The sequence below is a fragment of the Acinetobacter colistiniresistens genome, from assembly GCF_024582815.1.
Taxonomy (GTDB): domain Bacteria; phylum Pseudomonadota; class Gammaproteobacteria; order Pseudomonadales; family Moraxellaceae; genus Acinetobacter.
On record NZ_CP102099.1, the window covers coordinates 2,663,561 to 2,675,447 of the forward strand.

General features: G+C 35.7%; 16 protein-coding genes. 6 read left to right on the forward strand and 10 right to left on the reverse strand.

All coding sequences use genetic code 11. The annotated features are described in order from the left end of the window. Positions 1-2: 2 nt before the first annotated feature. From NQU59_RS12780 to NQU59_RS12815, 8 genes are all read right to left on the reverse strand, one after another. Entirely contained in the window at positions 3-947 is a 945-nt protein-coding gene (locus tag NQU59_RS12780) for a phosphatidate cytidylyltransferase (protein ID WP_005241508.1), read from the reverse strand. Then, positions 944-1,594, reverse strand: a complete 651-nt coding sequence (locus NQU59_RS12785; protein ID WP_257063692.1) for a lysophospholipid acyltransferase family protein — start codon at positions 1,592-1,594, stop codon at positions 944-946. Before NQU59_RS12785 ends, NQU59_RS12780 begins: the two co-directional genes overlap by 4 nt. 7 nt (positions 1,595-1,601) lie before the next feature. Then, complete coding sequence (locus NQU59_RS12790) at positions 1,602-2,024, reverse strand: hypothetical protein (RefSeq protein ID WP_005241512.1); 423 nt, start codon at positions 2,022-2,024, stop codon at positions 1,602-1,604. Continuing rightward, positions 2,024-3,391, reverse strand: a complete 1,368-nt coding sequence (locus NQU59_RS12795) for a phosphatase PAP2/dual specificity phosphatase family protein (protein ID WP_257063693.1) — start codon at positions 3,389-3,391, stop codon at positions 2,024-2,026. Before NQU59_RS12795 ends, NQU59_RS12790 begins: the two co-directional genes overlap by 1 nt. Positions 3,392-3,404: 13 nt before the next feature. Beyond that, positions 3,405-5,153 (reverse strand): bifunctional alpha/beta hydrolase/class I SAM-dependent methyltransferase, encoded by a 1,749-nt coding sequence (locus tag NQU59_RS12800; RefSeq protein WP_257063694.1) that lies wholly within the window; start codon positions 5,151-5,153, stop codon positions 3,405-3,407. 10 nt (positions 5,154-5,163) lie between these two features. Then, a complete protein-coding gene (locus NQU59_RS12805) occupies positions 5,164-5,799 on the reverse strand; it encodes a CDP-alcohol phosphatidyltransferase family protein (protein WP_257063695.1) in 636 nt (211 codons plus the stop codon). A 365-nt stretch (positions 5,800-6,164) separates the two neighbouring features. After that, positions 6,165-6,458 (reverse strand): hypothetical protein, encoded by a 294-nt coding sequence (locus NQU59_RS12810; RefSeq protein WP_257066268.1) that lies wholly within the window; start codon positions 6,456-6,458, stop codon positions 6,165-6,167. Continuing rightward, the gene (locus tag NQU59_RS12815) at positions 6,458-6,643 is read right to left on the reverse strand and encodes a hypothetical protein (protein WP_257063696.1); all 186 of its coding nucleotides are present in this window, start codon (positions 6,641-6,643) and stop codon (positions 6,458-6,460) included. The genes NQU59_RS12810 and NQU59_RS12815 overlap by 1 nt, the downstream gene beginning before the upstream one ends. Before the next feature lie 104 nt (positions 6,644-6,747). Between NQU59_RS12815 and NQU59_RS12820 the strand changes: the two genes are divergently transcribed. Together NQU59_RS12820 and NQU59_RS12825 are read left to right on the forward strand one after the other, a co-directional pair. Next, a complete protein-coding gene (locus NQU59_RS12820) occupies positions 6,748-6,942 on the forward strand; it encodes a hypothetical protein (RefSeq protein ID WP_257063697.1) in 195 nt (64 codons plus the stop codon). Next, on the forward strand, positions 6,942-7,223 hold the full coding sequence (locus tag NQU59_RS12825) for a hypothetical protein (protein ID WP_257063698.1): 282 nt from the start codon (positions 6,942-6,944) through the stop codon (positions 7,221-7,223). The genes NQU59_RS12820 and NQU59_RS12825 overlap by 1 nt, the downstream gene beginning before the upstream one ends. Before the next feature lie 317 nt (positions 7,224-7,540). Here the strand turns inward: NQU59_RS12825 and NQU59_RS12830 are convergent, their stop codons facing one another. Beyond that, positions 7,541-7,966: an SMI1/KNR4 family protein gene (locus tag NQU59_RS12830; protein WP_306436572.1), complete on the reverse strand. Its 426-nt coding sequence runs from the start codon at positions 7,964-7,966 to the stop codon at positions 7,541-7,543. A gap of 387 nt (positions 7,967-8,353) precedes the next feature. On the opposite strand from NQU59_RS12830, the gene NQU59_RS18790 reads away from it, so the two are divergent. The 3 genes from NQU59_RS18790 (at position 8,354) to NQU59_RS18800 (ending at position 9,401) form a co-directional block, all read left to right on the forward strand. Continuing rightward, the gene (locus NQU59_RS18790) at positions 8,354-8,794 is read left to right on the forward strand and encodes an AraC family transcriptional regulator ligand-binding domain-containing protein (RefSeq protein ID WP_306436573.1); all 441 of its coding nucleotides are present in this window, start codon (positions 8,354-8,356) and stop codon (positions 8,792-8,794) included. Between the two features lie 14 nt (positions 8,795-8,808). Next, complete coding sequence (locus tag NQU59_RS18795) at positions 8,809-8,982, forward strand: hypothetical protein (protein WP_306436574.1); 174 nt, start codon at positions 8,809-8,811, stop codon at positions 8,980-8,982. Between the two features lie 317 nt (positions 8,983-9,299). Further along, positions 9,300-9,401, forward strand: coding sequence for a hypothetical protein (locus NQU59_RS18800; RefSeq protein ID WP_306436588.1), 102 nt, complete (start codon positions 9,300-9,302; stop codon positions 9,399-9,401). Positions 9,402-9,430: 29 nt separating this feature from the next. Here the strand turns inward: NQU59_RS18800 and NQU59_RS12840 are convergent, their stop codons facing one another. Then, positions 9,431-10,366 carry a LysR family transcriptional regulator gene (locus NQU59_RS12840; protein WP_257063699.1) on the reverse strand — a complete coding sequence of 312 codons (936 nt, stop codon included), beginning with the start codon at positions 10,364-10,366 and terminating at the stop codon, positions 9,431-9,433. Positions 10,367-10,463: 97 nt separating this feature from the next. Here NQU59_RS12840 and NQU59_RS12845 point away from each other — a divergent pair, with 97 nt between their 5' ends. Further along, on the forward strand, positions 10,464-11,666 hold the full coding sequence (locus NQU59_RS12845) for an MFS transporter (RefSeq protein ID WP_257063701.1): 1,203 nt from the start codon (positions 10,464-10,466) through the stop codon (positions 11,664-11,666). The last annotated feature ends 221 nt before the right edge of the window (positions 11,667-11,887 follow it).

Below are 11,887 nucleotides of genomic sequence, written 5' to 3' on the forward strand. Positions count from 1 at the left end.
GGTTAACTCCACCAATAGCGTAGAATATGGAAGAAGATTGGTGCAGAGAAGCAGATGGAGTCGATGCGATCTAACATACCACCATGACCTTGAATGAGTTGCCCCCAATCTTTTACACCACGGTCACGTTTGATTGCAGACATGACCAGTCCACCGAAGAAACCAAAGATACAGACAATCAATCCAATCAGTGCGGCTTGCCAATAATTAAATGGGGTCAATGATGACATGAGTACGCCCAGCGCCGTTGCCAAAATGATGCCACCTAGCAATCCTTCTACGGTTTTTGAAGGGGATAGGGTTGGCGCGACTTTATGTTTGCCGAATAGTTTACCGCATACATATTGCAGTACATCTGAGGCTTGAACCACCATAATCAGCCAAATCGCCAACCAGATCTTTTCCCCCTTAAATTGGGGTAAATCTAGGTTTAACAGAGCAGGAACATGGGAAATACAGAATACACTGACCATCAAACCCCATTGAATTTTGGCGCTGCGTTCTAAAAAGTGTGTGGTATCTTCCAGCTTTAAACTGGCAATTGGAATGAGTAAAAATACATACAGCGGAATGAAAATCGAAAATAACCCATACCAATTGGTGTAGACCAAATAATATTGATAGGGAATAACAAAGTAGAACGCGATCAGCAAAGGCAGGTAGTCGCCACGCCGTGTCGGTAATAAACTAATAAATTCACGCAATGCAAAAAATGAAATAAGCCCAAACAGCACAATAAAAGCGGTTTTTCCCAATAGAATGGCGGCTGCTAATACAATCAGCATGATCCACCACGCATTGATACGGGCATTTAAGTTATCAATCACTGGAGATGGCGTTGCTCCTGCTTTTTGTTTCAGGATAAAGCCAATACTTGAGGCAATCACTAAAATCACAGCGAAGATGCCAAACAGTAGATAAGTTTGTTGCAGATTATCTAAACTCATTGATTCTCGGCCTCTTTTAATTTTAATAATTGCTGCTGAGCATGATGTAGAAACTGTTCTTTATCTGCGAATTGATCTAAAGCTAAAGGTTCACCAAAAATAACAGTAGAAAGTAGAGGTAAAGGAATAAATGCACCTTTGGGCATCACCCGTTTTAAATTAGAAATCCAAACGGGAACAACTTCAACTTCAGGAAACTGTTGACTGAGGTAATACAGACCACTTTTAAATTCAAGTAACTCAATATCGTCATTTAAGTTCCGTGTTCCTTCAGGAAAGAAAATAATCGAATAGCCTTCCGCCAAGACATCTTTCACTGGTTGTAAGGGATCGTGTTGATCGCTACGATTACGTTGAATGGTGACGCCCGAAAAGGTGTCTTGAATTAAGAAACGTCTAAATCCATCTTTTAACCAATAATCGGACGCTGCGATTGGGCGTGTTTGTCGGCGTATATGAATGGGCAAGGAAGACCATAATAAAATGAAATCGATATGACTATTATGGTTGGCATAGTAGATCCGCTGTTTAAGTTCAGGCTCACAGCCAACCCATAAACTTCTTGCACCTGTTAATAACCTTGCACCACGACGGGTGAGGAAAGCAATAAAACGGGCAAAGGATTGTGTGATTATATTTTTTTTCATTCAATCTTCATCTATGCGCTAATTTATAAAACAGTATGATGAATACCACATATTGTACCAAGACAATAGCGATCTGTATTTTGAGTAATCTCAAACATCCCTTGAAGCGTACCAACCAATCACGGCCAGCTTTATTTGCAGGCATCAATTTTAAGTCTAACAGTGCTTGGTCAAGTTGTTGAGTCAGGTTTTCTGCATCATCAGATTGGTCAACCATATGCTGCAACAAACCTCGATCAAGCTCAATTCGAATAAATAAATAATGATGAATTATCAATAGCCCTGTAACAAGTAAAAGAGGCATCAGGATCTGCATTTTCGAAAATAAAGATAAGGTAATAATTGACAAAACAAAGACCAAATAGCCTGACTTTAAAATACTCTGACTCTGCTTTAACAGGCGCGTTACCACAACAAAATTCATTTTCATTATTGCATCTCCTGAGTGAGTAGCATTTGGAAATGTTTAATTTCAGCAATATGTGTCTCACTCAAAACAATCCAGGGACGACATCGTTGGATTAAGGCAATGGCTTCTTCAACATCAGTGGCATGATTCTGCTGTAACAACCAGGCAATCAATACACTACAGCTACGCGAATAGCCAAGCGCACAGAAGATTAGAACTTTTTGTGGTTGATTGTTTTGTCGTAAAGGCTGAATCAAACGATCGAATTGTTCTGCAGCTACCAGTAGTTGCTTAGTTTGGATAGGGATTAAATCGAGTGTGCTAAATTTTTCATAGTGTTGTACCTGCTGATTTACCGCTAACTCAGCACAGCAATCAAATAAAGCATCATATTGTTTGCTATGTTCAGCAGATGGAATACGACCCAGATAGAGATCCACGCCGTTTAAGTTCAGAATCAGGGAGTCTTCAGGGTGTCGATAAGTCCATAATCGACTATTTAGCCTTGCCACTAGAAAATAAGGGGCAAACAGTAAGTACGCAGCAACCGTCATTCGGCCATTCTGTTGTTTTTGAAAAAAGTGCGGTCGAACCGTGAAATAAGCCAATGCAATTAGCAATAGACTGATGGCTGGATATAACATCCATAGCCAAGTGCCTTTAAATAAGAATACAGGTATCAGACACAGTAAGGCGCCTATCAGATAAAAACAGCCTAATTTTAAATGTTTGCGGGTACGTTGCTGTAATGGATCTTTTTGATAAGGTGCTTTGACTGTGAGTGGAAACAGCCATAAACATAGCGCACCTGCCAGTAAACCCAATGGAATATCAATAAAATGATGCTGCCATGTGGTTAAAACAGAGAGTCCGATCAGGAACGACCAAATATGAACCAGCCAACGGTAGCTTGGCTTGATGTGTCGACGATAAAAATCCCACAAAATCACCAAAAGTACGATATGTAAGGAGGGTGCTTGGTTAAAAGGTTTATCAAAACCCATCAACACATCAAACCAGAGTCCAAAGAAACCATCTAACTCAGCCCGTTCAAAACTAAACTTGAGTGGATAGATGATAAAGCAGCTAATGGAAATAAGCTGGGCAAAAAATAGCCTAAGTGAATGTTGTTTTAATTCAAATTTATTCCAGCACAATAGCAAAGATAGACCATAAAAAAGATCAATCGACCAATAAGGCACAATGGTCCATGCCCAAAGTGGAATGTGGTGTTCCCAAGCGAAAACGATACTTGGAACATTCGTTAAACTGGATGCATACTGATTTGCAAAACCATAGGTTAAAAAGAAAAAGGGGGCTAAAAAGACTAAACAGAGTAGCCCCCATTTCCATGTACCCAGTTGACGATCTAAGATATTATTTTGCATAAAAAGTCTTTATTTAAATTTTTTGGGCAACCGAAACTGTAAAAATTCCAAATTCATCAATGTATTGATCCACTTTTTTAAAGCCGGCCTGTTCAACCAGTGCATCCATTTCGGCTTGTGAGCGTAACCGCATTACCCAAGCGTCACCTTGACGGTGTGAGGTTAAAGCACGCGCAATAAATTCTTGTTGTGGGTGCCAAATTTGTCCTGTGTAAATCAGGAAACCACCTTGTAACATAGCTTGATGGATCCCTGAGAGTGATTGTCTTAATAAATCATTATCACTAAACAGCTCATAAAGCCCAGATACAATGACCAAATTTGGCTTTGGTTTAACTTTGGCCAATGACGGCGTGTCAAAGGCATCACCGAGTTCAAATTGGGCGATATTGTCCAGTTTTCGTTCTTGGATCAATGCGCTACCTGAATCAACATTTAATTGACTATAATCTCTTAATAAGACGGATTTCGGTGGTGTTGGTAGTTGGCTCACCGCATCTAAAATATAGCGACCATGACCCGCGGCGATATCTAGGATGCGAATGTCTTTGCGTTGCTTATTTAGAACTTGTGCATATTTCGCAAATAGCTGCTCGATATGCTGTTTACGCACACGGATGCCACGCCAACCAATTGCATTTAAATACTGTTGATCAATGATATTACCGAGAATGTTTTTGCTTTCACCTTGATTTCGATAGACAAAATCTAGCGTACTACCAGAGTCATAACCAGTATCTTCACCAATTCTAAGACCGCGGGAAAATTTGCTGCCGAGTTTTAAATTCCGTTTGGTTAAATTCCAGAACAGATTCTTGATTGAAGAAGCGGGAAGTGGACTACTCAATTGTTCAGCAGTTGCACAGCTTGAACCAATTTTATCGGCATTGAGTACATCTGGCGCCTGATAATCTTCAGCAAAGCTTTGTAAGATAAAACGACGAATTTTTTCGATTGCAATATGACGATCTTTTTCACCTAAAGTATCGTGATAAAAACCCTCTAGAACATGAAATTCTTTACGTGGATGAGGAAGTTTTTCGTAGAATTGTCGTTGTGGCTTACGGAACACCACAAAATCAGAGCCAGAGCATAAAACCTGAGTGGGCACAAAGATATTTTGTGCATCATTGACGATACGCTCAGAGGCAGCATATAAACCCAAAAGCATTCGTACAGAAATGGCTTTGGCAATTTGTGGATCTGTATCATAGGTTTTTGCACGCTCAACATCATGCGTCAGCATTTTGGCTTTTACATAACTGGTAATAAAGAAATTACCTTTAAGTTTGCTGAGAACCGTTAAACCTGTTTTCGCAAATGGGACATAAAGTTTAATATCAAATGCGGGTGAAGCTAGACATAAAGCTCTGATTTTTGGTGCATAATCATGAACCCAAGTTGCTGCTAAAACTGCGCCAACGCTTTGACCAATCACAGCAATATTGCTTGATGTAATGTTATACGTAGATTCAATATGTTGCACAAAATATTGAATATCTTTTACACATGCAGAGAAACTTGGCGCATCACCACGTAAACCAGGTGACTCTCCATGTCCGCGTGCGTCCCATGCAAAGAAATCAAATTCTGGTAGATTAAGCTCATTGACCAAATGTGCCATACGGCCAGAATGTTCATGTCCACGATGGAATAAAATAATTGCCTTTTTTATGTCTTGTTCTGTAGCCGCTGGCCAATGTTGATAGGCTAATTGGGTATCATCATGGCTAGTAAATATATGTTTTTGTGAGCTTTGCATCTGATTTTCCTTAAAGTTGAATACTATTTTTAATACGGTTATAAATTGTCAAAACCAATAGTGCTGCAATAAAAACAAGCAGTCCATTACAGATGTAAATGATTGAATTTGTGTAGTTATTTTGAATTAAATATGGGCTAAAACTGACACATACTGCAATTAAACTAAACCAAAATGCACGATCACTTTTGCCCATGGGACCATCATAACGACGTTCCTGACCAATTAAAGGTGCCATAACGCCAGCATATTCACTCAGAATTGCCAGAAATACGACCAAACCTAATAAATAGGAATTAATAGAGGCTAAGCCTAAAAAACATAGATAAAGCGCTGAATCTGAGATGACATCGCAAATTTCATTTAAATATGCGCCAAGTTTTGATTGTTGATTGAATTCACGCGCGAGCATGCCATCAATTGCATTAAAACCCATACGAAGCAACATCCATACAGGCAATAGTAAAAATAGGATTAAAGGTTGTTGGTAAAGATGCAGGCTATAAAGTGCGATTGCTAAGGCTACAGAAATGAACATGGCTAAGAGCGTAACTTGATTCGCTGTGATTTTTTTAGAATAAAGCCATTGTACAAATGGGCGAAGTAAATTCTGAAATGCTGGTTTTAATTGATAAATCGAAGGCATTGTTATTGGTATAAACACATTTATATAGTGAAAGCATTGTGTTTAATATTTGAGTGCATGTCAACATAGATACAGATTTGAGGGAAATTGAGTATTATAAAAGTCATTACATATCAAATTATTAATATTGTATTATTTCGCATAATGTATATTATGTTAAATAAAGGATTCAAAGAACGGCACGCTACTCACTACTGGTTGATCGTGCCGCGTTTGACTAAATTTAATTAAGCTAGAGAACCTAGTTAATCAAACCTAGTCAAACGTCCTTTAAGTAACATAACAAATATTATGCAAAATCAGGACACATTCATCTTAACCAGCATTGTCTAGACCCAAGTTACTCACCTACCTTTAACCGCATATTATAAATGGGGGTTGCTCGAGCTGAATTTGTGAGGCTTTCCTTTGTGTTTTCTTTGTTTTTGATTGTTTTTTTGAACAGGTTTTTCTTCATAGCGAATTTGAGCAGCATCTACTCTGTTTGACCATGATTTTTGTTGTTCTTGGGTAATGAGATTTAATTCAAAGTAAGACTTGATAAAGATACGCATCTTGTTCAAATCTGATTGAAGTGCTTTCTGTGAGATCGGCTTTTTATTCTCAAATTTAGAGATACGTTGTTCCAGAGAATCAACCAGCTTCTGTATATGTTCCATTAGCACTCACCCCCTAAGAATTCCAATATTTCAGCGTTTGATTTTTTATAAGTATCTAAATACGCATCGATTATTGCAGGAACACATGCCTCTAAACAAGCATTTCCATGTTCAGAAACAATTCTTGCCACCTCATCAAAGGCAGCCTGTATGAATTCTTGTCGATCCCGAAAAATTATATTCATTGTAATAAATCACAAATTATATTTAGCGTGAAAAATAACATCTAACAAGTTATAACGAAATATGTCATAAAATATAAATCACAAAACACAGGATTTACAGCACCATGGCAACGACAATCAGACTTAGAGATGAAGAGGAAGAAATGCTAAAAGAAGTAGCATTAGAAATGATGATCGAGAAAAAAATAAGAATAAAAGAATCCGATGTAATACATACACTTATAAGAAAGCATCTAAAAGATATAAAAACAGCAGATGTAATGAAATACAGAACAGAAATCTTAGGGAAAGATGACTAATGAGAGGATTAATCACAGGTGTATTGTTAGCAATAACAAGCACCTATGCCCTTGCGGATCAAGAAAAATACGTAAAATATAGGCTGATATATTCAAAAAATATGGAAATGACAATCGCATCTATCCCATTGGAATATAAGAATATTAACGAAGCAGAAAAACCAAAAGTAGAAGAAAAATGCTTCCTAGAAATCAGAAGTGAAGAAGCTAAAAAACTTTTCAAAAAAATCACTGGAAACCAGAATAAGAAGTTTATCTATATCTGCAATATAGATCTGTAAGTCACTGAAATCGCATAATATCCTATTATGTTAAATAAAATAACACCTGTTTTTAAATCAAATCCTGTAAACATCTTGAAAACATAACCAAAATACAGCTGGATAGACTATAACTAAGCTATCATTATTATTTGCTAAATTTCCTACTACTTAATTCAACTAAAAAATAAGTAGTAGAAAAATAAAAATTAGAGCAAACGACCTGTAATATTCTCCATAATTTGCTCTTCAGTCATATTGAAATCTATATATTTTCCATTTTTGTCGAAGTTCTTACATAATATTTCAATTGATCTAGAAGTAGTGTTTGAGTTTTTCTACACATCTATTTTCATCTTCATAATATCCCCAAATATAATCATCACGATCATTCGTGAATAAATAATAGAAAAAGTTAATTCATTTTCTGAATAAAGATAAAAAATTTTATTTTCTACAGGGTCTTTGCTACCAGGACATGATATGTAGTTTTCATCATTTCGCTCGTTAATTTGAAAATTTTCAAAATTTACATCCCCCCATCTATGATCATACATGGGAAAATCATCTCCCCACAGCAACCCTCCAGAGCATTTTCCCATTTGCAATAAAAATTCTCTAAATTGCCCTGTAATCTCTAAATTACATTTTTCTGAAATTAAAGCTAATTCTTGCTCTGTATAGCCTTTGATCAACTCAGGAAAGTATGGGATCTTAGTACCTTCTTCTCGGCAATTTGCAAGTTCTTTAACAAAATTTATCATCTTTTCATACCCAGCCTAAAACATTACATTTTAACATTACTCAATTATTTCTTAGTAGATCCATGAAACAAAGTTAAATCCACGAATGATAAATCTTTAGTAAAGCCTGTAGAACTAGTAAAAACACACCCTCTAAATGGGCATAAATAATAAAAAATTAATTTTATTTAAATTTTCATTATTTTTATTTACATATAAAACAATTAATTAATATTTAAAAATTGAACAAAAACTAATTTTCAATTTAAATTTGAAACTAATTCAATATTTCAAGCGATTATCTATCCAACTAAAATAACTAGAATACATAAATTTTGAAAAATCCAAACCAGTTGGCTTTTTTGATTGTTAATGGCACTTTTTTAGTATGAATAATTGGTTAAAAATATGGAAAAACAGAAGCTTAGTGTACATGTAAATTATTTACATATACTTATTGATACTGTTGCAGAGTTTAACATTTCAAAAACTGATTTCATTCGAACTTGTCAAGTTCCGCATTCGCTTTTAGATGATGTAACCCATTCAGAAAATATAAAATTTTCTGAATGGGTTAAAATCATTTCCCGCCTTTTAGACTTTGCACCAGATAAAGGAATTGGTTATAAATTTGGCCTAAATTGCCAAGTGACCTCACATGGTGCATTGGGTTTTGCAATGATCTCAAATAATACTCTAGCAAATGCTATTATCGACTTGCAAAAATATGCCAGTATGCGACTTCATAAGATGGAACTCAAACTTTTCAAAAAAAAGGATAAAATCGCGATTTCCTTCTTACCTCTCTATAATTTACCCAAGGAAATTAAAGTTGAAAAAGAGAGTTAATTAATAAATTTTTCATGGAAGCAGCATTAGTCAATGTGACAAAGAACCTACAGGCTGTAACTGATTTTGAAATTACAGGTATTAATATCGATGTTGAATGGGAAATAAAAAACTATCATCATTTTTTTGAAAAAGATTGCCAAGATTTAATTTTAACAAAGAACAGAATCAAATTATTTTTGATTTAAAATGCTTGGACTTTCCACTAAAGTTTAGCTTTGAAAATGCCTATCAAATTGCACTTAATCTTCTAAAAGAAGAAAGTATGTACGCCTCAAGCAAAGACAATAAAATTACTTCATTGGTTAATAAAAATTTAGTCTTAATCCCACATAAGGGATTTCCAACTCTATCTGAGACAGCAAAAAAATAAATATTTCACAACGTGCATTAAAAGGAAATTAGAGCTTGAAAATACATGCTATACATCTTTGATTCAAAATAAAAACTATTAATTGCAAAGAAACTCATCTCAGCAAATAAAAGCTTACAAGAAATTTCAGATATTTTAGGTTATAGCAATGCAAGTTCCTTTACTCGTGCTTTTGTCGGCTGGACTGGTAAAAATCCCAGTAAGTTTATAAAAGAGAGTAATACCTTCTTTTAAATTATTGCGGTAAAGCAACAAGAATTATTTTAAGGATGAGGCAATTGTCGTAAGGCGTTTGCTTCTAGATTTTCAAATTTTTTAATCAAAAAATCTAGAAAAGCCCGCATTCTCGGTGCGATATATTTATTCTTGTGCATTACCGCATAGATCCCTGCTTCGTTACGAATATACTTGGTCAAAATCAATTCTAAAGTGCCTTTACGGACTTCAGACGTTATATCCCAAATCGTTTTTCGTGTGATACCATGTCCTGCAATCGCCCACATTTTTGCCTGTACACTGTCATTGGTTTCCCAAGCTTCATCCATTTTGACTAAAAACTTTGTATCTTGTTGGTTAGAACTAAAATAGTATTCATTTAACGGTCCACTCTCAGTAACCAGAACAATGAACTTATGATGAATCAAATCTTCTGGTGTTTTAGGGATTCCATTTTTTTTCAAATACTCAGGGGATGCACATAAAACTCGCCAGTTCGGCGCTAAAAAACGTGCAACCAAAAGATCGTTATCAGGAAGGCCAAACCTGATAGCAATATCTACATTATCCTGAATCAAATTTGAATTTGAATCAGTCAAAGTCAATGAAATATTCAAATCACTGTGCAGTAAGCTAAATTCCTCTATCCACGGACTAAGTAAATTTCGGCCTAGGTCGACTGAAGCAGAAATTCTGAGCTTTCCTTTCACTGTTGCTTGTTTATCTAATAAAGCAACTTCAGCATCATTAATTGCTTGCAATGCAATTTTTGAATATCTTAAAAAAACTTGTCCTTCATCTGTTAAACGTAAGCTTCTTGTCGTTCGATCAAATAACTTGCTTTGTAGAGTCGCTTCTAATTTTATTAATCGAGCACTGGCAGCAGCTGGGGAAATTCCTAATTTTCTTCCTGCAGCAGATAAACTTTTTAATTCTGTTGCTTCGACAAAGAGTCGCATATCACCTAAACGATCAGTAGCCATTTTACATTTAAATTTGAAAGTTACTTAATAATTAATGACATTATCAAATTAAACTTAATCAATCAAACTACAATAAATAATTTATTGTATCGTTTGTATGAAGCAAAGTTTTGAATCAAGTTCCCCTGATCGGTTTACTGTAGAACAACCAGATAAGCTCCCATTGGGACAACTGTTATGCTTAACTCTCGCGAGTTTTCTGGCAACCGCAAATGAAACCATTCCTGCAGGTCTATTGAATCAGATCGCTAACGGTTTTATGACCAATGAAGCTTGGGCAGGCCAAACTGTGACTTTCTGTGCTCTTGGTGCTGGTATTTCAGCCATTCCATTGACGATCTTCACAAAGCGCTATCAACAGCGTAGCCTGTTGCTGGTCGCACTCATCACATTTGCTTTTTGCAACCTGCTGACTGCACTTTCTTCAAGTTTTCTTTTTGTTTTATTTTTACGGTTCGTGATCGGTTTAGCCACCGGTCTAGCTTGGAGTATTCTTGCTACCTATGCGCGTAGTATGGCTCCTCCAAATTTACAAGGCCGTGCCTTAGCAATAGCGATGTTTGGAATTCCTTTGGCTTTAGCTTTAGGCGTTCCTTTAAGCGCCTGGTTAAGCCATTTTATGGGTTGGCGTTTTATCTTTGATATCTTATCGCTTATTGCAACAGTACTCGCGGCTTGGATCCTTTTCAAAATACCAAACTATTCTAAAGAAACAAATCAGCAGCGTATTCCGTTAAAACATGTCATTCAGATCACTGGAGTACGCCCAATCCTCTTTATTGTAATGGCCTGGATTCTTTCGCATTATTTACTTTATACCTATATTACCCCACTACTTTCCTATCTTGGTTTAACCTCTCAAATAGATGTGATTCTTCTAATTTTTGGTCTTGCAACTCTAGTTGGAATATGGATTGTTGGGATTTTTGTGGATCAGTTCTTAAAAAGACTCTTTTTTATGAACTTAGGCAGCTTTTTGTTGATCTCAATTTTACTCAGTCTTAATTTTACTCATCTTGGTTTTAATCTTTTTATCTGTTTAACGATTCTCTGGGGCTTAAGCTTTAGTGGTGCACCAACGCTCCTGCAAACTTTATTGGCCAATGCAGCCAAAGAAAATGCAGATATTGCTCAATCCTTATTGGTTACCGTTTTTAATTTATCATTTGCTTTTAGCGGCATTCTAGGAGGTATTTTATTAGAAACAGTGGGTGTTCAATATTTTTCTATTGTTATCGCCTTAATATTATCAATTACAATGATCATCACTTTCAAATATCAAAAGCATATTTTCATATAAATTATAGACTGGCGCTTTTGTTCGACTCAAAATAAAGCGACAAATATAAAAATCAAGAATATAAAAAATAAATATTAAATAAATATATATTATTTTTTAATCCTTATTAAAAGCAGCATTAGCTTGAGGTTAATGTTGGCAAAAACAGTTTATTGATTAAGAATAAAAATAATAATATTTTAATGAAATTCGCACAAAGTAAAGGAGCAATTTTATTAACT

What these genes read in the sequence shown, in the direction of transcription:
- NQU59_RS12780 (WP_005241508.1), bottom strand. Translation starts at nt 947, where the DNA reads ATGAGTTTAGATAATCTGCAACAAACTTATCTACTGTTTGGCATCTTC.
- NQU59_RS12785 (WP_257063692.1), bottom strand. Translation starts at nt 1,594, where the DNA reads ATGAAAAAAAATATAATCACACAATCCTTTGCCCGTTTTATTGCTTTC.
- NQU59_RS12790 (WP_005241512.1), bottom strand. Translation starts at nt 2,024, where the DNA reads ATGAAAATGAATTTTGTTGTGGTAACGCGCCTGTTAAAGCAGAGTCAG.
- NQU59_RS12795 (WP_257063693.1), bottom strand. Translation starts at nt 3,391, where the DNA reads ATGCAAAATAATATCTTAGATCGTCAACTGGGTACATGGAAATGGGGG.
- NQU59_RS12800 (WP_257063694.1), bottom strand. Translation starts at nt 5,153, where the DNA reads ATGCAAAGCTCACAAAAACATATATTTACTAGCCATGATGATACCCAA.
- NQU59_RS12805 (WP_257063695.1), bottom strand. Translation starts at nt 5,799, where the DNA reads ATGCCTTCGATTTATCAATTAAAACCAGCATTTCAGAATTTACTTCGC.
- NQU59_RS12810 (WP_257066268.1), bottom strand. Translation starts at nt 6,458, where the DNA reads ATGGAACATATACAGAAGCTGGTTGATTCTCTGGAACAACGTATCTCT.
- NQU59_RS12815 (WP_257063696.1), bottom strand. Translation starts at nt 6,643, where the DNA reads ATGAATATAATTTTTCGGGATCGACAAGAATTCATACAGGCTGCCTTT.
- NQU59_RS12820 (WP_257063697.1), top strand. Translation starts at nt 6,748, where the DNA reads ATGGCAACGACAATCAGACTTAGAGATGAAGAGGAAGAAATGCTAAAA.
- NQU59_RS12825 (WP_257063698.1), top strand. Translation starts at nt 6,942, where the DNA reads ATGAGAGGATTAATCACAGGTGTATTGTTAGCAATAACAAGCACCTAT.
- NQU59_RS12830 (WP_306436572.1), bottom strand. Translation starts at nt 7,966, where the DNA reads ATGATAAATTTTGTTAAAGAACTTGCAAATTGCCGAGAAGAAGGTACT.
- NQU59_RS18790 (WP_306436573.1), top strand. Translation starts at nt 8,354, where the DNA reads ATGGAAAAACAGAAGCTTAGTGTACATGTAAATTATTTACATATACTT.
- NQU59_RS18795 (WP_306436574.1), top strand. Translation starts at nt 8,809, where the DNA reads ATGGAAGCAGCATTAGTCAATGTGACAAAGAACCTACAGGCTGTAACT.
- NQU59_RS12840 (WP_257063699.1), bottom strand. Translation starts at nt 10,366, where the DNA reads ATGGCTACTGATCGTTTAGGTGATATGCGACTCTTTGTCGAAGCAACA.
- NQU59_RS12845 (WP_257063701.1), top strand. Translation starts at nt 10,464, where the DNA reads ATGAAGCAAAGTTTTGAATCAAGTTCCCCTGATCGGTTTACTGTAGAA.